The 19,166-nt window shown below is 63.0% G+C and carries 18 protein-coding genes; 7 read left to right on the top strand and 11 right to left on the bottom strand.

Annotated elements, in window-relative coordinates; all coding sequences use genetic code 11:
- Positions 1-196 precede the first annotated feature (196 nt).
- The 3 genes from Q8K08_RS21250 to Q8K08_RS21260 form a co-directional block, all read right to left on the bottom strand.
- A complete protein-coding gene (locus tag Q8K08_RS21250) occupies positions 197-1,474 on the bottom strand; it encodes a PqqD family protein (protein WP_305251638.1) in 1,278 nt (425 codons plus the stop codon).
- A gap of 4 nt (positions 1,475-1,478) precedes the next feature.
- Positions 1,479-1,805: a hypothetical protein gene (locus Q8K08_RS21255; RefSeq protein WP_304799430.1), complete on the bottom strand. Its 327-nt coding sequence runs from the start codon at positions 1,803-1,805 to the stop codon at positions 1,479-1,481.
- 69 nt (positions 1,806-1,874) lie between these two features.
- Complete coding sequence (locus tag Q8K08_RS21260; RefSeq protein ID WP_305251639.1) at positions 1,875-3,194, bottom strand: S8 family serine peptidase; 1,320 nt, start codon at positions 3,192-3,194, stop codon at positions 1,875-1,877.
- A gap of 191 nt (positions 3,195-3,385) precedes the next feature.
- Between Q8K08_RS21260 and Q8K08_RS21265 the strand changes: the two genes are divergently transcribed.
- Complete coding sequence (locus tag Q8K08_RS21265; protein ID WP_305251640.1) at positions 3,386-3,907, top strand: RNA polymerase sigma factor; 522 nt, start codon at positions 3,386-3,388, stop codon at positions 3,905-3,907.
- A complete protein-coding gene (locus Q8K08_RS21270; RefSeq protein ID WP_305251641.1) occupies positions 3,904-4,590 on the top strand; it encodes an anti-sigma factor in 687 nt (228 codons plus the stop codon). The genes Q8K08_RS21265 and Q8K08_RS21270 overlap by 4 nt, the downstream gene beginning before the upstream one ends.
- Before the next feature lies 1 nt (position 4,591).
- Here Q8K08_RS21270 and Q8K08_RS21275 read toward each other — a convergent pair whose 3' ends face one another.
- The gene (locus tag Q8K08_RS21275) at positions 4,592-5,620 is read right to left on the bottom strand and encodes an ornithine cyclodeaminase (protein WP_305251642.1); all 1,029 of its coding nucleotides are present in this window, start codon (positions 5,618-5,620) and stop codon (positions 4,592-4,594) included.
- Positions 5,621-5,635: 15 nt separating this feature from the next.
- Positions 5,636-6,559: an arginase gene (rocF, locus tag Q8K08_RS21280; RefSeq protein WP_305251643.1), complete on the bottom strand. Its 924-nt coding sequence runs from the start codon at positions 6,557-6,559 to the stop codon at positions 5,636-5,638.
- A 111-nt stretch (positions 6,560-6,670) separates the two neighbouring features.
- On the opposite strand from rocF, the gene Q8K08_RS21285 reads away from it, so the two are divergent.
- Positions 6,671-7,102, top strand: a complete 432-nt coding sequence (locus Q8K08_RS21285; RefSeq protein ID WP_304799442.1) for an Lrp/AsnC family transcriptional regulator — start codon at positions 6,671-6,673, stop codon at positions 7,100-7,102.
- On the opposite strand, the gene Q8K08_RS21290 is transcribed toward Q8K08_RS21285, so the two are convergent.
- The gene (locus Q8K08_RS21290) at positions 7,099-7,683 is read right to left on the bottom strand and encodes a flavin reductase family protein (RefSeq protein WP_304799444.1); all 585 of its coding nucleotides are present in this window, start codon (positions 7,681-7,683) and stop codon (positions 7,099-7,101) included. The two genes, Q8K08_RS21285 and Q8K08_RS21290, sit on opposite strands and share 4 nt — an antisense overlap.
- A 134-nt stretch (positions 7,684-7,817) precedes the next feature.
- Between Q8K08_RS21290 and Q8K08_RS21295 the strand changes: the two genes are divergently transcribed.
- Both Q8K08_RS21295 and Q8K08_RS21300 read left to right on the top strand, forming a co-directional pair.
- Entirely contained in the window at positions 7,818-8,306 is a 489-nt protein-coding gene (locus Q8K08_RS21295) for a GNAT family N-acetyltransferase (protein ID WP_304799446.1), read from the top strand.
- Positions 8,307-8,348: 42 nt separating this feature from the next.
- Positions 8,349-9,125 carry an EcsC family protein gene (locus tag Q8K08_RS21300; RefSeq protein ID WP_305251644.1) on the top strand — a complete coding sequence of 259 codons (777 nt, stop codon included), beginning with the start codon at positions 8,349-8,351 and terminating at the stop codon, positions 9,123-9,125.
- 218 nt (positions 9,126-9,343) lie between these two features.
- Here Q8K08_RS21300 and ptsP read toward each other — a convergent pair whose 3' ends face one another.
- The 3 genes from ptsP to purD form a co-directional block, all read right to left on the bottom strand.
- Entirely contained in the window at positions 9,344-11,587 is a 2,244-nt protein-coding gene (gene ptsP / locus Q8K08_RS21305) for a phosphoenolpyruvate--protein phosphotransferase (protein ID WP_305251645.1), read from the bottom strand.
- A 199-nt stretch (positions 11,588-11,786) separates the two neighbouring features.
- On the bottom strand, positions 11,787-13,043 hold the full coding sequence (locus Q8K08_RS21310; RefSeq protein ID WP_304801656.1) for an aspartate kinase: 1,257 nt from the start codon (positions 13,041-13,043) through the stop codon (positions 11,787-11,789).
- A 211-nt stretch (positions 13,044-13,254) separates the two neighbouring features.
- Positions 13,255-14,517 carry a phosphoribosylamine--glycine ligase gene (purD, locus tag Q8K08_RS21315; protein ID WP_304801654.1) on the bottom strand — a complete coding sequence of 421 codons (1,263 nt, stop codon included), beginning with the start codon at positions 14,515-14,517 and terminating at the stop codon, positions 13,255-13,257.
- A gap of 65 nt (positions 14,518-14,582) precedes the next feature.
- Here purD and xseA point away from each other — a divergent pair, with 65 nt between their 5' ends.
- The gene (xseA, locus tag Q8K08_RS21320) at positions 14,583-16,148 is read left to right on the top strand and encodes an exodeoxyribonuclease VII large subunit (RefSeq protein WP_305251646.1); all 1,566 of its coding nucleotides are present in this window, start codon (positions 14,583-14,585) and stop codon (positions 16,146-16,148) included.
- A gap of 282 nt (positions 16,149-16,430) precedes the next feature.
- On the opposite strand, the gene Q8K08_RS21325 is transcribed toward xseA, so the two are convergent.
- On the bottom strand, positions 16,431-16,844 hold the full coding sequence (locus Q8K08_RS21325) for a hypothetical protein (RefSeq protein WP_304801649.1): 414 nt from the start codon (positions 16,842-16,844) through the stop codon (positions 16,431-16,433).
- Between the two features lie 70 nt (positions 16,845-16,914).
- Entirely contained in the window at positions 16,915-17,973 is a 1,059-nt protein-coding gene (locus Q8K08_RS21330) for an alkane 1-monooxygenase (RefSeq protein ID WP_305251647.1), read from the bottom strand.
- Positions 17,974-18,137: 164 nt separating this feature from the next.
- Between Q8K08_RS21330 and ftsY the strand changes: the two genes are divergently transcribed.
- Positions 18,138-19,166, top strand: a complete 1,029-nt coding sequence (ftsY, locus tag Q8K08_RS21335; protein ID WP_305251648.1) for a signal recognition particle-docking protein FtsY — start codon at positions 18,138-18,140, stop codon at positions 19,164-19,166.

Below are 19,166 nucleotides of genomic sequence, written 5' to 3' on the forward strand. Positions count from 1 at the left end.
AGACATGCTCAGGGACGCGCGTATCACTACCGAAACCTGGCACGCGTTCCTCGACGACTTCGTCGATGACGCAGAACTCGTCGCACGCATCAAGGCCCAGTCACCACGGTAACAACCGGTCGATTACGTCTTGCCGCCTGACCCATGATGCAACCGGGCCGGATGACCCCTGTGGCACGGCTACCCCAAGCGGTTGTCAGGCGGGCAGGATCATTTCCTTTTCGGCAAGCTGTGACAGCAAGATGGCGGTATCTGACACGATGCTGTCCTTTGGCTGATCGGGGAAGACTTCGGCCAAAGCTTCGGCCAGATCGGTTGCCGATCCCGGTATTTCAAGCAAAGCCCAGATCGCGCCGCCAAGCAGATTCAACTGCCACAGCGTTGTGTCGTCTGGCATCCACAGAAAATGCGACTCTGCAACCCGGCGCAGCGCCACTTTGGGGTTTTGCCGCCAGGTCTGGTGTAGATCAACGGCAGTCGGCGCCTTTTGCGGAGGGGCATGCTCTGTGCAGTCCGGCCCGATGTCCAGCGCTGGGTTCAGCGGCAAAGACCCACAAAAAGCCCGTCGCAGCAAGGTCACCGCTTCCTCTAATTCGGAATAGATCAGGCGCAGACAGGTCACGCCCTCGATCACTGCCAGCATTTTGTCCAGCGCTGACTTTGCCGTGCCAAGATCGGCAAGGTTGTGCGACAGCAGCTGTCGCAGGGCTGTGTCGGGGGCCATGTGGTGCAGACGCGCCGAGCCAGAGTCGCGCCTGTCCAGCGTGATGATCGCCCCCAATGGGGCCGTCGCACCATGGGCTGCGCGGCCAGGGGGGCACAGATAGGCATAGCGTTCGTCTTGCACCGTGCTCCAACGGGCGACATGGGACCGAAAGGCCGGGCTTGCGCTGGCGGGCAGGGGCAGGCGCAAACGCGGCGCAATCCCCAGGGCGACCCCGCGCCCGTCAGGATGGATCGGCAGCACATCATCGCAGAAAACCCGCATGTCCGGTTCTGCGGTAAGCCGGGAAACAAGCGTGCTTTTGCCCGCGCGATGCGCCCCTGTCAGGACCACCAGCCGCCCGCCGATCTCGACGGCGCCACAATGCAGGGCCAGCCTGCCGGGGCTGCTGTCGATGTAGCTTTGCGACAGATCCGCCACCAGTGCGCAGGCGGCCGAGGTCAGCGTCAGACCGGGCAGCGGGCTGTCGGTAAACAGCGAGTGTGCCGTCAATCCTTCTGGACCTGCCACGATTTGGGCCAGCGCTTGTTGGTCTGGCGGGCAGGGGCGGGTGGCAGGCACCGATGTCACCCGGTGAGGCCAGTCCTGAATGATCCGGGCGAGCACGACAGGCAATGCCTTGGCGCCTTCAATCCAGACAGGGCCGTCAACCCCGGCGAAATCAAGACGCTGGCGTGTAGCAGGGGCCAAAGCCCGGACCCGCGCGTGGCGGGTCCGGGCAGTGTTGCCATTGGCAAGGTTCCGGATCATCTGATTACAGACCAAGGTTGCGCAAGAAACGGCGCAGATTCAACGCCTGCTGAGCCTGAGCCTGAGCCTGCGCCTTTGCCTGTGTCGGGCGGCGTGACGACGCGTTGTTGCGCGAAGGCCGCGACGGACGTGAGGGCCGTGATGGACGTGAGGGTGGCGAATTGCGTGATGGGCCAGAGCTGCGCGATGGGGCAGACTGGCCGCTGTTGCCACTGGCGCGGGCGGCGTTGAAACCGGCCAGTGTCGGGGCGACATAGGCCGCACCTGCGGCCAGACCAATGCGGCCCAGCAGGGCGCGGCGCGAAATCAGGGTCTTTGCGTCGTTGGACATGGTGCTTTCCTTTTCCAGTTGGGCCGGCTTTCTTCCCGGCTCTGATGGAAAAACGTGAAACCGCGCACTTTATTCCCCGCTGACCGAAAATAGTTCAGCATTTTCTGCGTTGCACTGTGCGGGGGCAGACAGAAGCCCATAGCCAAAGGTGTCATCAAACCCGGCTTCGCCCAGATCACGGGCACAATCGAACAGGCTCTGGGTCACCTCTGACAACGCAAGGTCCGGCGCACGCATCCGCTCAATCGCAAGCGACGCTGTGACAAAGGGTGCGGCATAAGATGTGCCGGATCGCAGGCGACCGCCAGAAACCGAGGCGGCGGTCCAGACATTCACACCGGGGGCAGCCAGCATGACATAGGGGCCGCGATTGGCCTGTCGGTAAGGCTGCGCGCTTGCATCCACCGCCGTCACCGCAATCACCTGACCCCATGCCGCCGGATAGGCTGGCGCGGCACCCGGCCCGCCGTTTCCAGCCGCCGCGACCATGGCCACCCCCGCCACGTCGGCGCGGATCACCATGCGTTCAAGCACCGTATTCGCCGGGCCAGAGAACGACAGGTTGATCACGCTGACACTTTCGGTCAGCAAAATATCCATGCCCCGGATGATCGAGAAGGCATCCGCCACCTCGCCCGTAGCACCCCTGTGAAACCCTTCGACTGCGATCAACTCGGCATAGGGCAACAGGCCGGGCACACGCCCGGCAACGCTGCCGATCAGCATCGCGGCAATCGCGGTGCCATGCTGACGCCCCGCTGCCGCCCGGTCAGCCAGATCCAACTGATGCACCGTCAGCTTCTGACCTGACAGCGTCGGGTGATCGACATTGACCCCAGTATCAATCATCCCGATGCGCGGCGCCATCGCACTGGGCCAGCCTGACCAGCCTATCATGGCATGGGCGGCGCAATCTTCGCCGGTGCAGGTGAAATCATCGGGCGCGTAAAGATGGTTCTCATCCGCCAGAGCACCGGGGATCAGTTGCGCAAGTTCTGCCAAAGCCGCCTCGATGGTGCGGCCCCCCGGCAGGCCCAACCGTGCCAGCCTGCCCGAAAGACCGCCCGAGTCTGCCTCGTCCAGCACGCGGTATCCTGCCTCTACGGCAGGCGTCAGGGATTGCTCTGCGCCAAGAAGGATCAGGATTTCCGGCACAACATTCGGAGCAGCCGGGCGGCGGCGCTGAGCCTGCTGGCGACGTGTGTGGGTGGGGTTACGGTCTGATCCGCGTGGTTCCACACCTGACGGGCCACTTGGCCCACTTGACCCTGACGCCCGCGCAACCCCCAGAGCAGACAGGCCGGGTGCCACATAGCTTAGCCCGGCGGCCAGCCCGATCCGGCGCAACAGCGCGCGACGTGTGGTCTTTGGGGTGCTGTCACTGTCCATCACCTGTCCTTTTTCGTCCGATGTGCAAAAAGATAGCCTTGAGGCATGGTTTAAACGATCCCGGTGGGCGATTTATTCCCCAAGCTGGCAAAAATCCTCCGATCCGCGTTTCTTTGCGCGCAGGCTGGAATAAACCGCTAACGGCACGCGTTGACACAGCAACCAATGGATCAGGTCGGGATGGACAGACCGTGACAACTGAACTTCGCAGCCAGATGATTGCGCTTTTGCCCCGTCTGCGCGCCTTTGGCCGCAGCCTGACGGGGGTGGCGGATCAGGCCGATGATCTGGTGCAGATGACCGTGGAAAAGGCGTTGTGCAACCTTGATGGCTTTACGCCCGGCACGCGGCTCGATTCGTGGATGTTTCGTATCATGCGCAACGCGTGGATTGATACGATCCGGGCGCGCAAGGACACGCAGGCGCTGGATGATGCCAGTGCCGAAACGCTTGTTGGTGATGACGGGCGCACCACGACCGAAGCGCGCTTGCATCTGGCCGATGTGCAACGTGCCATGGCCGGCTTGCCCGAAGAGCAGCGCGCGGTGCTGATGCTCGTTTGTGTTGAAGGCATGCGTTACCGCGAGGTGGCCGAGGCCCTCGACATCCCCGAAGGCACGGTGATGAGCCGCCTGTCCCGCGCCCGGCTGGCTTTGGCCGGGCAGTTGAACAAAACACCCGATGCGGCACCACAAAAGGGGTTTGCCCAATGACCCGAACCGAAGAAGTGAGCGATGATATGTTGATGGCCCTGGCGGATGGAGAATTGCCCGAAACTGACGCGCGTACCTTGCGCCAGCGGATCGAGGCTGATGCAGACCTTGCCGCCCGCTATGCGATCTTTGCCGAGACGCGGGCCATGTTGCAGGCCGCGTTTCCGCCCGAGCCCGTGCCGCAACACTTGATTGACGCAGTGATGCAGGGCGCAGAATCCGGCCCGTCCAATGTTGTGCTGATGGCGCGGCCCATGCTGCCCCGGTGGAGCTTGGCTCTGGCCGCATCACTGGTGTTAGCGGTTGGTGTGGCGGGCTTTGTGGCGGGTCGGGGTGCCGCCCCGGTCACACTCGCCACCGGGCCAGAAGCGGCGGCGCAGGCTTTGGCAGGCGTGCCAACGGGGGGCGAGGTGACCTTGGCCGATGGCAGGCGCGCTCGTGTCCTTGCCAGTTATCAAACTGACCTTGGCCTGTGTCGTCTGATCGGCACCGACGCATTGCGCGCGGTTGCCTGCCGCGCCCCAGATGGCTGGGCTGTAGCACTGACCGTGACCGCAACCGGCGGAGAGGCGTATTTGCCTGCCTCTGACCTTGGCACGGCGCTGATTGATCAGCTGCTGGATGACATCGCCGCTTCAGCGCCTTTGGACCCAGGCACCGAGGCGCAGGCTTTGGCGCAATAGATCAGGCAGCACGCAGGATCATCCCGAACAGGTCACGCGGATCATCGGGATCTGCGATCATGTCCAGATGGTCACACAGCCCGGTTTGCGCCAGTTGCGCACGGATATAGCGCAAGGCGCTGAAATCCTCGATCGCAAAGCCCACACTGTCAAACAGCGTGATCTGAGCGGCATCTGTGCGGCCGGGGGTTTGGCCTGCAATCACCTGCCACAGCTCTGTCACCGGATGATCGGGGGCAAGCTGTTGAATTTCGCCCTCAATCCGGGTTTGGGGCGGGTATTCGACAAAAATTGACGAGCGCAGCAGAATATCGCCAGCCAGTTCTGTCTTGCCGGGGCAATCGCCGCCAACACCGTTGATGTGAACGCCTGCGCCGACCATGTTGTCGGTCAGGATGGTCGCATTGGCCTTGTCGGCGGTGACGGTGGTGATGATGCCCGCGCCAAGGATCGCCTCCTCGGCGGTGGTGCAGGTGGTCACTGTCAGCCCGCGCCCCTTCAGGTTGGCCGCGCATTTTGCAGTGGCGGTCGGGACAAGATCGTAAAGCCGGACCTCGGAAATTCCGCAAATTGCCTTGAAGGCAAGCGCCTGAAATTCGGCCTGTGCGCCATTGCCGATCAGCGCCATCGTGGTGGTATTGGGCGCCAGCCACTTAGCCGCCATGGCCGAGGTCGCCGCCGTGCGCAGGGCGGTCAGGATGGTCATTTCCGACAGCAAAAGCGGATAGCCCGTCTCCACATCGGCCAAAAGTCCAAAGGCTGTAACGGTTTGCAGACCTTTCTTCATGTTTCCGGGGTGGCCGTTCACATATTTGAAGCCATAAGTTTCGCCATCAGAGGTTGGCATCAGTTCGATCACCCCGACATCAGAATGCGAGGCCACGCGCGGCGTTTTGTCAAACTGCGGCCAGCGCAGGAAATCCGCCTCAATCTCGGCGGCAAGATCCACCATCACACGTTCGATCCCAAGATGAAGAACAAGCTTCATCATATTGTGAACGCTGACAAAAGGCACAAGGTTCAGGCTCATGTCATACGCTCCGTTTCATTTCGCTCGGGTCGGGCGGTCAAAGACCTTTCGGCCCATCAGACTGCCCACCAGATCAACCATCAGTCGCGCGGTCATGCCCCGGTCATCCAGAAACGGGTTCAATTCCACCAGATCAAGGCTGGTCACCAACCCGGACTCGTGCAGCAATTCCATCACCAGATGGGCCTCGCGAAAGGTGGTGCCGCCGGGCACGGTGGTGCCCACAGCGGGCGCAATCGCGGGGTCCAGAAAATCGACATCAAGGCTGACATGCAGCATGCCACCCGCCCGACGCACCTTTTCCAGAAAGGCGCGCAAGGGCGCGACGACGCCATGTTCGTCCAGCACCCGCATGTCGTTGATGGCGATATCATGCTCCAGCAGCGCTGCGTGTTCGGCTGGATCAACCGACCGGATGCCATAAAGGCAAATGCGATCCGCCGGAATTGGGGCGGGAAACGGTGCAAACGCCTCAAACCCGGAACGGCCCGCGATATAGGCCACGGGCGTGCCATGAAGGTTGCCGCTGGTTGTGGACAGCGGCGTGTGGAAATCCGAATGGGCATCCAGCCACAGCAAAAACAGGGGCCGCCCGTTACGCCGGGCATGGGTCGCCGCCCCTGAGACAGAGCCAAGCGCCAGCGAATGATCGCCGCCAAGCATGATCGGCATCGCCCCCTCGCTTAGCGCGTCATCCACCTTGTCAGCCAGAATTTCGGTCCAGCCCAGAACCTCGGCCAGAGAATGCACCGCCGGGTTGGGGCAGGCCGGGGCCTCAACCACCGGGCAGCTCAGATCGCCCCAATCCTGTACCACATGGCCCTGACCGGAAATTGCCTGCGCCAATCCGGCCACGCGATACGCGGCAGGGCCCATCAGACAACCGGGGCGCTTTTGCCCCGCGTCAATCGGTGCGCCGATAAGAATGGTTTTGGGCATGTCGGTTTCCTTCTGTTTGGCACAGGGTTGCGCCAAACGATGGTGGATTCACGCAAATTACTGTGCAAAATGCACAGAGTATAGCGTCAAACGGCAGGGAATTTGCGCAAAATGGACGACACCGATACACGTCTCTTATCTGAACTGCGCCGCGACGGACGGGCGGCGATTTCCGATCTTGCCGACAGCCTTGGCCTGTCGCGGGCCACCGTGCGCGCCAGGATGGAGAGGTTGGTGGACCGGGGCGAGATCGCGGGCTTTACCGTTGTCACCCGCGCTGACGTGACAGCGGCCGCCGTGCGCGCGCTGATGATGATCGGGATCGAGGGCAAAGGGGCCGAACGCACCATGGCACGGCTGGCGGGTCTGCCCGCGGTGCAAGCGGTGCATTCAACCAACGGGCGGTGGGATCTGATCGTCGATCTGGCCACGCAGACTTTGCAGGAGTTGGACGAGGTGATCTTTCGCATCCGCAACATTGACGGCGTGATGACCAGTGAGACGAACCTACTTTTGTCTACCCGCAAAGCCGGGCGGCGTTAGGTCTCGCCGGGGCGCAGGTGTTCAAACACCGTATCCACAATCGCATAATCGCGGTAACCCATCCGGGCAAGCGGGCGGTAGCGGCTAGGATCAAACCGGCCGTCAACCACGCAATCATCGCGCAGGTGAATGCCTGTCACCTCACCCAGAATCAGAAAATTATTCTGTCCTTTCAGATCGATGATTTGGGTCAGCACGCATTCTAGGGTGGCGGGGGCATCGGCCACCCGCGCGCAGGCAATCGTGGTGCAGGCGGCTTTGTCCACTTCAGCTGCGGCGAATTCATCCGTGCCGCGCGGCAAGGGGGCCGAGGTTTTGCTCATCGCTATCAGCATATCGGCGCCCACGATATTCACAGCGAACACCCCGGTTTCGCGGATATTGGCCAGGCTGTCCTTGGCCCCGGTTGACGAGAACATCACCTGTGGCGGCACATAGGCTACGGCGTTAAAGAATGAATAAGGCGCAAGGTTATCGCCCTGCGACCCGGTGCTGGAAATCCAGCCAATGGGCCGGGGGGTAACTATGGCGTTGAACGGATTGTGCGGCAGACCGTGACCGTCCTCGGGGCGATAGAACATGGGGGCGTCCTTTTGGGAACAGTGATTTGAACCTGACATAAACGCATGTTAGGCGCGCATGTCACGGGGCATTCTAACCGGACACTGCGGGGAATCGCCCGCGGTTGCGGGTATTTGGGCGGGAGACGGACCGGGTGTACAAGCTGGAGGAGGAGACCGAGGACGACTGGTGGGAAGTCGAGGCGCTGTATGATCTGTGCTTTGCCCCCGGTCGCACCGCGTTGTCGTCTTACCGTTTGCGTGACGGAGTGCCGACGGTGGCGGCGCTGTGCCTGACCTTGCGCGATACCGATGGCACGCTGGCCGCTGTGATCCGCTATTGGCCTGCACTGGTGGGGGGGGGGCAGGATGTGCTGCTGCTTGGCCCCATTGCGGTGCACCCGACGCGGCAGGGCGAAGGCTTGGGCGGGCTTTTGATCAACGAAAGTCTGGCTGAAGCGCGGCGTCTGGGATGGGAGCGGGTGCTGCTGGTGGGCGATGCGCCCTATTACGGGCGGTTCGGCTTTCGCAAGCTGGAGGGGGTGGTGATGCCGCCGCCGACCAACCCCGACCGCGTTCTGGGTCTGGCGCTCAAGGCGGGCGCGTGGGACGGGGTGACCGGCGCTGTCACGAAAGCCACCTGAAGCCCCATTGCGCCGGGGGAACTTCCCCCCATATCATGCCCTATGGACCCTTTGCCGCTTGATCAGTCGACTGTTGTGCCACCCGGCGATGCCTTGCCGGAAATCCGCGATCTGGCGGCGCGGCACAAACGCGCCAACGGGCCGGTCATGAGCATGGTCAACCGGCTGGGCGGCACGCTGGAGCGGCAGATGGCGCTGGTGCCTCAGGTCTACCGGACCCAGATCGAACGGGTGGTGGCGCAGGCGCTGTCGGCGGCGATGACGGTGGCGGGGCAGGGCGACCGTTTGCCCGACACCGGTACGCGCGGGCCGCTGTTTGCCGCGATGGCCACGGGGGCTGCGGGCGGCGCCGGGGGCCTTCCGACAGCGGTTGCCGAGCTGCCGGTCACGGTCACGCTGATCTTGCACGCGATCCGGCAGGCCGCGCGGGCCGAGGGGTTTGACCCCGACGACCCGGCTATCCGGGCCGAGTGCATCCGGGTTTTCGGCGCGGGCAGTCCTTTGGCGACGGATGACGGCATCAACACCAGCTTTTTCTCGGCCCGGCTGACGCTGACCGGGCCTGCGGTGCAAAAGGTGATTGCCAGTGTCGCGCCAAAGCTGGCGACAGCCCTGGGGCAAAAGCTGGCGGCACAGGCGATTCCCGTGCTTGGCGCGGTCACGGGGGCGGCGCTGAATGCTGCATTCCTGAATTATTACAGTGAGATTGCCCGCGTGCGTTTCGCGCTGTTGCGTCTGTCACAGACCCATGGGGCCGAACAGGTTCTGGCCGATTTCCGCGCCGCCGTCGATGCGCCGCGCCTTGAAGCGGGGATCTGACGGAGCGGCTGCGCCGCGCGGTTTTTTTAGCTTGCCTCTGGCCTGCGGCCAACCGGCAAGCGCGCTGCCTCCGGCGGGGATATTTGAGAACAGAAAAAGTCTGCTCTGGGTTTATCTGGTTATAAGCAGCCTGAAAAATCCGGAGCATCCGCGCGCTTTTCGCGCGGCGGCGACATGTCGCTTGCCGCCGTAGGCGGCTCCGTTTGGGTCGGGTTGGATCACTCGCCTTGGTTGGACAGCCAGTCCATCAGGGCGGGGCGGGCGCTGTCATCGCCTTTGGCGCGGGCGTCTTCAATCACGCCGCGCACCTGCACCAGATCGACCCGTCGTAAAAGCGCCTTGACCGGGCCGATGGAGGCCGGCCGCATCGACAGGCTGCGCAGGCCAAGGGCGGCAAGGGCCAGTGCCTCGACCGGGCGGCCCGCGTCTTCGCCGCAAAACGACAGCGGGGTGTCTGTCTCGGCGCAGCGGGCCACGATCTGGTCGATGAAGCTGAGGAAGGACAGGTTGAGCATATCATAGCGGCGGCGTACGCGTTCATTCTCGCGGTCCGCAGCGAAGAAAAACTGCTTCAGGTCATTGCCGCCGATCGAGACGAAATCGGTCAGTTCGAAAAAAGCCTTTGGCGCGAAGGCAAGGCTGGGGGTTTCCAGCATCGCCCCGATCTCCAGGCCGGAGGGCATGACATGCCCCAGCGACCGTTCGCGGTGGATTTCGCGCAAAACATGGGCGCGGGCTTCCTGAAACTCGGAAAACTCTGATATGAAGGGGAACATCACGGTCAGTGCCCGGCCATTTGACGCGCGCAAAAGCGCCTGTATCTGCATGCGCAACACGCCGGGTTTATCAAGGCCGACCCGGATCGCGCGCCAGCCCATCGCCGGGTTAGGCTCGTCATTGGGCTTCATATAGGGCAGCACCTTGTCTGATCCGATATCCAGCGTGCGAAAGGCTACGCGCTTGCCTTTGGCCGCATCCATGACGCGGGCGTAAAGTGTGGCCAGTTCGGCGCGGCGCGGCATCTTGTTGCGCACAAGAAATTGCAACTCGGTGCGGAACAGACCCACCCCATCCGCGCCAGAGCCTTCAAGGCTGGGAAGATCGGCCATCAGCCCCGCATTCATATGCAGCGAAATGGTTGTGCCGCATTTGGTCAGCGCGGGCAGGTCGCGCAAAGACGCATAGCGCTGCTGCGCCTGCGTCTGCATGGCGATTTTGTCGCGAAAGGCGCGGGCTACGGTTTCTTCTGGCCGCAAATGGGCAATGCCCTGATCGCCATCGACAAGGATGTGATCGCCGTTCAGCGCCTCCATCGAGATGCGCCCGGCATGGATAATCAGCGGTATCGCCAACGCGCGGGCGACGATCGCGGCATGGCTGCCGACGGAGCCTTCCTCCAGCACCACGCCGCGCAGCTTGCGACCATAGTCCAGCAACTCGCCCGGCCCGATGTTGCGCGCAACCAGCACCGGGTTTTCCGGCATTTCCGCGCCGGTATCAGCACCTTGCCCGGTCAGGATGCGCAGCAATCTGTTCGACAGATCGTCCAGATCATTCAACCGCTCACGCAGATAGGCGTCTGGCACCTGTTCCATCCGGGCGCGGGCGGCGGATTGTTCCTTTTCTACGGCGGCCTCGGCGGACAGGCCGCTTTGGATGTCTTCTTCCATCCGGCGCAGCCAGCCGCGCGAATTAGCAAACATCCGGTAGGCTTCCAGCACCTGTTTCTGATCTTTGTCGAGGCTTTCGACCGACAAAAGATCATCGACTGACACCCGTAATTGTCCCACCGCCTCGCGGATGCGGTCAATTTCGGTCAAAGGGTCGTCGGCCACCGGGTTTGTCACCACCACGCGCGGCTCGTGCAGCCAGACATGGCCCTCGGCCGCGCCCTCTTGCCCGGTGGCACCGCGAAACATCACCGGTTGGCGGTGCAGCGCGCGCATGCCGTCTTCATCGCTGGTAAAGGCACCCAGTTCTGTCATCTCGGCCAGCACCATGGCCACGACTTCCAGCGCATAGATCTCGTCATCGGAAAACTGGCGCGCGGTTTTGGACTGCACCACCAGCACGCCCAGCTTTTCACCAACCCGTTGAATTGGCACGCCAAGGAAGCTGGAATAAATCTCTTCGCCGGTTTCGGGCATATAGCGAAAGCCCTTTTCGGCGGGTGCGTCGGCGGTGTTGACGGGCGTACTGGTGCGCGCGACCCGGCCCACCAGACCTTCGCCCAGCTTCATGCGCGTCTGGTGAACGGATTCGGGCTTGAGCCCTTCGGTGGCGCACAGCTCCAGCGTCTCGGGGTCACGGAACAGATAGATCGAGCACACCTCTGTCCGCATGGAATCAGCGATCAGATGGGTGATCTGATCCAGACGTTCCTGCCCCTTGGATTGCGCACCCAAGACGTCGCGCAGTCGGCGCAAAAGTTTGCGGCTGTCACTATCTGACCGTTCTGGCATGGCAAGGCATCCTTTGACTTGCTCTCTCTATAGGCGAGGCCGTCCCGGATGGGGAGTGGGGAAGTTCAACCGGGCGCGACACAGAGCGTAAGGGGGCGGAAATTGCCCGAAAAGCTGGCAGTTGCGCTGGCGGGTCTGGGTTTCAAAGGGCGATCTGCCGGAGCGGGCGGAACTCCGACAGACGCCAAGGGGTGGGGGATCAGGCTTTGTCCAGATCAAAGCAATCATGCAGCGCCTGAACGGCCAGTTCCATATACTTGCGGTCGATCAGGACCGAGATCTTGATCTCTGATGTCGCAATCACCTTGATGTTGATGTTCTCGGCTGCAAGCGCGTTGAACATCTTGGCGGCAACCCCAACCTGACTGCGCATGCCGATGCCCACAACCGAGACTTTGGCGACGTCGGTGTCAGAGATCAGCTCATCATACTTGATGATCCCGGCGGCACGCGCGTCTTCCATCGCCTTTTGCGCGCGGTCGACCTGATTGACCGGCACCGAAAAGGTCATGTCTGTGACCGCGCCGGTGTGACTGCCGTAGTTTTTCTCGGAGATGTTCTGAACGATCATATCCACATTCACCCCTGCTTCGGCCAGCGGGCCAAAGATGGCCGAGGCAACGCCGGGACGGTCCTCGACGGTGACAAGGGTCATTTTCGCTTCATCGCGGCTGTAGGCCACGCCAGAGACGACTTTCGATTCCATGATTTCATCCTCGTCGCAGACCAGGGTTCCAGAGTTCTCGTCGGTGTCCTCGAATGAGGACAAGACGCGCAGCCGCACCTTGTAGCGCATCGCAAGTTCGACCGAGCGGGTTTGCAGGACTTTGGCGCCAAGCGATGCCAGTTCCAGCATTTCTTCAAACGCGATTCTGTCGAGCTTGCGGGCTTTGGACGCAATGCGCGGGTCGGTGGTATAGACGCCGTCTACATCAGTGTAGATGTCGCAGCGCTCTGCTCCAAAGGCGGCGGCAAAGGCGACGGCGGTGGTGTCAGAGCCCCCCCGGCCAAGCGTGGTGATGCGGCCCTCGGCAGAGATGCCCTGAAAGCCCGCGACCACGGCAACCTTGAAGCCTTCGGCAAACTTGGCGTCGATATTGGCGCGCGGAATGTCGATGAAGCGGGCCGACCCATGGGCGCTGGTGGTGTTGATCGGCACCTGCCAGCCCTGCCATGACCGGGCCGGGATATCCATTTCCTGCAAGCGCAGCGCCATCAGTCCCGCGGTGACATTCTCACCGCTGGACACAACGGCATCATATTCGCGGGCGTCATAAAGCTTTGACGTGCCCTCGACATAGCCAACCATCCTGTTGGTCTCGCCCGACATGGCGCTGACGATGACAATGACGTCATAGCCACGGGCCACCTCGGCCTGCACCTTTTTCGCGGCATTCTCGATCCGCGACAGGTCGGCCACAGATGTGCCGCCAAATTTCATCACCAGAAGCGGCATGGATCAATCCTCCCCACGGCCCCCCAAACAATCGGGCGTGTCATAGGCCGCAGACGGGGAAGGCGCAAGCCCTGCCGCGCGGCGTGTAGAAGTCAAAGGTGAAGGCGGGTATTTAAGCCAAGATGAAATGGCACACGCGCGGATTTCATCCTGGCAAAAATACTCCCGCGCAGAGCGCATCCGACCACTGGCACCAATGCCATGTGGCGGATCAAAGCGCGCGCCATCCGATGTCGCGGCGGCAAAAGCCCTCGGGCCAGTCGATGGCATTCACCGTTGCATAGGCGCGGGCTTGCGCCTCGGCCAGCGTGGCTCCGCGTGCGGTGACGTTCAGCACACGGCCGCCTGTTGCGGTGATCTGGCCGTCTCGGGCCGTGGTGCCCGCATGAAACACCATCTGCGATGCGGTTTCAGGCAGGGCTTCAAGGCCGCGGATTGTGCTGCCCTTGGTGTAGGCGCCTGGATAGCCGCGAGCGGCCATCACCACTGTCAGGGCGTGGTCCTCGGCCCAGGTGACGCGGGTCTGGTCCAGCCGCTCTTCGGCGCAAGCCAAAAGCAGGTCCAGCGCCTGTGCGCCAAGGCGCATCATCAGCACTTGCGTTTCGGGGTCGCCGAAGCGGGCATTGTATTCCACCAGCCGACACTGGCCATGCTCGATCATCAGCCCGGCATAAAGCACGCCCTGATAAGGCGTGCCGCGCCGCGCCATTTCGCGGATGGTGGGCAGTACGATCTGATCCATCGCCTGCTTTTGCAACGCTGGGGTCAGCACGGGCGCCGGGGAATAGGCCCCCATGCCGCCGGTGTTTGGCCCGGTGTCGCCTTCGCCCACGCGTTTGTGGTCTTGCGCGGTGCCGATGGGCAGGGCGTTCATACCATCGGTCAGGATAAAGAAACTGGCCTCCTCACCCTGCATGAACTCTTCGATCACCACCTCGGCCCCGGCGCTGCCGAATTCGCCGCCAAACATGTCATCGATGGCGGCCAGAGCTTCGTCCATGGTCATCGCCACGATCACGCCCTTGCCTGCGGCCAGCCCGTCAGCCTTGACCACAATCGGCGCGCCTTTGGCCTGTACATAGTCACGGGCGGGGGCGGCTGTGTCAAAGCGGGCATAAGCGGCAGTGGGGGCGTGGCACGCGTCGCAGATTTCCTTGGTAAAGGCTTTCGATGCCTCCAGCCTTGCGGCTGCGGCACTGGGGCCGAAGGTGAGCAAACCCGCCGCGCGGGTGGCATCGGCCACCCCGGCAGCCAGAGGTGCCTCAGGCCCGATGATCACGAAATCAACGGCGTTTTCGGCGCAGAAGGCCACCACGGCTGCCCCATCAAGGATGTCGATGTCGGCGCATTCCGCCATCTGTGCAATACCTGCATTGCCCGGTGCCACGATCAGCCGATCGGTCTTCGGGTTTTGCTTGACCGCCCAGGCGAGGGCATGTTCGCGCCCGCCAGAGCCGAGGATCAGAATGTTCATGGGCGCGCCCCCTTGGCCTTCGTTCACGGGCGTCATAAGGTCACCCCCGGATGGAGGCAAGCTCTATGGACCTGCTCGACGATACCCCCGCGCCGCCCGGCAACAGCCCTGAGTACACTGTTTCCGAATTGTCGGGAGCGGTTAAACGGGTGATCGAGGGTGAATTCGGCCTTGTCCGCGTGCGCGGCGAGGTTGGGCGGGTGTCGCGCCCGGCCTCGGGGCATCTGTATTTCGACCTGAAGGATGATCGCAGCGTGATTGCCGCGATTTCGTGGAAAGGGCAGGTAGCCAAGATGCAGACCCGCCCGGAAGAAGGCATGGAGGTGATCGCCACCGGGCGCATGACCACCTTTCCGGGCCAGTCCAAATATCAGCTGATCGTCGAGGATGTGGCCCCCGCAGGCGCGGGCGCGCTGATGGCAATGCTGGAAAAGCGCCGTGCGGCCTTGCAGGCCGAAGGGCTTTTTGATGCGACCCGCAAGAAGCCGCTGCCCTATCTGCCACAGGTAATCGGAGTCGTCACCTCGCCCTCTGGCGCGGTGATCCGTGATATCCTGCACCGCCTGCGCGACCGCTTCCCACGCCATGTGCTGATATGGCCGGTGGCAGTACAGGGACAGGCCTGTGCCGCCGAGGTGGCAGCCGCTATTCGCGGCTTCAACGCGATCGAGGCTGGGGGGCCGATTCCGCGCCCCGATGTGCTGATCGTGGCGCGCGGTGGCGGCAGTCTTGAAGATCTGTGGGGCTTCAACGAGGAAATCGTGGTGCGGGCTGCGGCTGGCTCACAGATCCCGCTGATCTCGGCTGTGGGGCATGAAACCGATACCACGTTGATTGATCACGCCGCCGACCGCCGTGCGCCGACGCCGACTGCCGCTGCGGAAATGGCGGTGCCGGTGCGGCTGGAGTTGCTGGCGGCAGTAGATGCGCTTGGCGCGCGTCTTAGCCGGGCATTGGCACAGGGGGTGGCGGCGCGCGGCCAGCGACTGCGCGATGTTGCGCGCGCGCTGCCCCGGCCAGAAGCCCTGCTGGCCACCCCGTCACAGCGGCTGGATACTGCGACCGGGCGTCTGTCGGGCGGCTTGTCGCTGGCCGTCAGCCGCAAGCGCGCGGTTTATGCGCAGCAGGCGGGACGGCTGTCACCGACGGCGCTGGCCGGGCTGGTGATGCGGCGGCGTGAGGCGCTGTTGCGCCGCGCCGAGACGCTTGAGGCGCGTCTGTCGCGCAAGCAGGACTTGTGGCATTCGAGCTTTGACAAATGGGCCTCGCGGCTCGCACCTTCGCTGGCGCGGCTGATCATGCAAGCGGGTGGAAAGATCACTGATCAGCGCAATGCCTTGCAAGGTTTTACCGCCAGACTTGAAGCGGCACCCAAGCTGCGCTTTTCCGAACTTTCCCGGCGGCTTGATGCGCTGGACCGCACCCGGCAAACGCTGGGCTACGCCGAAACATTGCGTCGCGGTTACGCCGTGGTGCGCGGCGATGGCGAAGTCATCACCTCACGCGTAGCAGCGGAAAAGGCGCATGCGTTGGAGGTCGAATTCCACGATGGGCGGATGGCCCTGGGCGGCCGATCGGCTGCGCGCAAACCGGGTGGAGCAAAGCCGCCAGAGCAGGGCAGCCTGTTCTGACAGTGCCCCCACAGCGCATGCCACAAAACCCAAAGCGTGCACCGCGCCTTGAAAGCAAAGGGCGCGCCCGGCCATACGCGTGTCCGCTCCGCGGGGAGTATTTCAAAAGCAGCAAATCACAGTGCTGCTTGCAGCCACAAATCGCAGCGCTGCTTGCAGCCACAAATCGCAGTGCTGCTTGCAGCCAAAAATCGCGGCTCTGCCTGAAATTGCTGCTTTTAAAATACTCCCGCGCGGCGCGCGCCCTGCCCGATCCGCAGGCGCAAGGTCCGGTAGATGCGCTCAGACCCCGACTTCCGGCCCGGCGCAGGCCAGAGGATCGGGTGATTGCGCAACCTCGGACAATTCCGCGCCAGAGCCGTCACCGATGAACAGCCCCGTCAGCCTCCCGTCTTGCCGCCAGAAATTCCAGCATTGCGGGGTCTGGTCGTAATCGTAGACAAAGCAGATCAGCCCGGCCTCTTCATACCAGGATCCGTCGCGGCAGATATCACCCTTGAACGCCCAGCGAACCGCGCGGCCGGGCAGATATTGCTCGGCCCCGTAAACTTCGCCCATCTGGCTGAAGGTCAGGGTCTTGCCGGTGGTATAGGCCTCGAACTCTGCCCCAGTCATCGGCACGGGAGGTTCCGCGGCGGCTAGGGCTGCCGGCAGAATGGCAAAGCACAGGGCGATCTGGTGGGCAAGGCGGCGCATTGCGATGATCTCCGGTCACGAACAACCCAAGGTCGCATGGAGCGCGCCACATTGCCAGTGACAAGCACCGTCACTGCGCGGGAACTTGCGCGTGTTGGCTTTGCCAATGGGCCAAATGCGGGCGCATCCGGCGCTTCCACAGTCGCGGCACCATTGCCAGCGCACAGGCCAGCGGAAGCGGCCATGGCAGCAGCGGCGCGTCTTTGGTCAGCCGCAGGGCAGGGTAGGGCCGTGACGGATGGGCATGGTGGTCGGAATGGCGCGGCGCGTTCAGCATCAGCGCCGATGAAAACCAATGAGGCGTGTTCCACGAATGGCGCGCACCAACCGGTTCATAGCGGCCATCGGGCAGCCGCGCGCGGGCCAGCCCGTAATGCTGCACATAGTCGCCCAGCAGTTGCTGCATCTGCGCATGAGCCGACAGCAACAGCCAGATCAGTGCGCCAACCGGCCCTCCGATGATCGCGGCAAGTCCAAGGCAGGCCACCCCGATCCCCAGATACCACGCATAGGGATGCGCCCCCGCGGCTCTCTTGCGTCGGGCACGCAGCGCATCTTCTGCCGCTTTGCCTGCCCTGAACCCGCCGATCCAGGCGCGCGGCGCAAAGCGCCAGAAGCTCTCTCCCGCCCGCGCCGTATTGGGGTCATCGGGTGTCGCCACCGCCGTATGATGCACCAGCCGGTGCGCCGAGGCATGATGGCCAAACAGCATCATCGAATAGACCAGCACCCCCAGCCGATACAGTCCCCGGCCAGAGCGGTGGATCAGCTCATGTGCGGCGGGGTGGCCGACATGGCCAAGGAAATAGCTGGTACCAAAGAACAAAAGCACTTTCTCGCCCAAACGCAGGTGGTCCGACGTGATGCCCCAGACCGCCAGTGGCATCAGCGCCACCACCGCCAGCCCAACCGCTACCAGCACCGCATCAGCGGCAGGAAACTCCGCCCCCTCAGGCGCGTTTCCGGCGACATAAGGGATCAGCTGATCTAGCACGATCACCAGCAGCACCATGTACAGGAACCCGGCCCAAAGCCACGTGCCCCCGGCCCAGACACCAAAGGCGATTAACCCCACCGGAGACAGGGCGGCGATGGCAAAGACAGGCATGGGAAGCGGTCGGTCACTCATGCGCCTGTCTTTAGCACAGGATTTCGGCCTTTCCATGGCGTCACAGGCGCACAGGTCCGGCAATTTCCGCGCTCTTTGCCTGACCAATCCGTCGCCTGACCTTTTCTAACCGACGCTTTGGGCTTAGGTGTCGGGAAATGCGCCGTCACAGGACCGAGGCCCCAATGTCATTCTTCAAAAAACTGCGTGACAAGATGTTCCGCTCGTCCGACAAGATCGGTGAGGGGCTTAACGCGCTGGTATCAGACAGCCCGGTGCAGGATCAGGCGACGCGCAGCGTGGCCCCACTCCCAGAGGCCGAAGCCGCAAAGCCGGGCCTGCTGGACCGTCTGTTTGGTGGCCCCGAAGCTGAAGAGCCGCGCCGCGAGTTGGATGACGCCATGCTCGAAAGCCTGGAAGATGTGCTGATTCAGGCCGATATGGGCGTCGATACCGCGCTCAGGGTCAGCGCCAATATCGCCGAAGGCCGCTATGGCAAGAAGATCTCGGCCAGTGAATTGCGCCGCGCCCTGGCAACCGAAGTGGCCCGGATCATGACCCCAGTGGCCCGCCCGCTGCCCCTATATCCGACCAAACCGCAGGTGGTACTGGTGGTCGGCGTGAACGGATCAGGCAAGACCACAACGATCGGCAAGCTGGCAAGCCAGTTCAAGGCCGCCGGAAAATCGGTGGTGATCGCCGCAGGCGACACCTTTCGCGCGGCGGCGGTCGAACAGCTGCAAGTCTGGGGCAGCCGCGCCGGCGTGCCGGTCATGACCGCGCCCGAAGGGTCAGATCCGGCCAGCCTTGCCTTTGATGCCTTCACAAAAGCCCGTGCCGATGGCGCCGACCTTCTGATGATCGACACTGCAGGCCGGTTGCAAAACCGCGCCGACTTGATGGAAGAACTGGCCAAGATCGTGCGCGTCCTGCGCAAGGTCGACCCAACCGCCCCACACAACACACTTTTGGTTCTGGATGCCACCACGGGCCAGAACGCCATCGCGCAGGTCGAGATCTTCCGCAAAATCGCCAATGTGTCGGGCCTTGTGATGACCAAACTCGATGGCACCGCCAAAGGTGGCGTGCTTGTCTCACTTGCCGATAAATTCGGACTACCGATCCATGCCATCGGGGTCGGCGAACAGATCGACGATCTCGCCCCCTTTGACCCCGAGGATTTCGCCCGCGCCCTTGTCGGCCTCGACAGCTGA

It is taken from the genome of Pseudotabrizicola sp. (genome assembly GCF_030684215.1).
Lineage (GTDB): Bacteria > Pseudomonadota > Alphaproteobacteria > Rhodobacterales > Rhodobacteraceae > Pseudotabrizicola.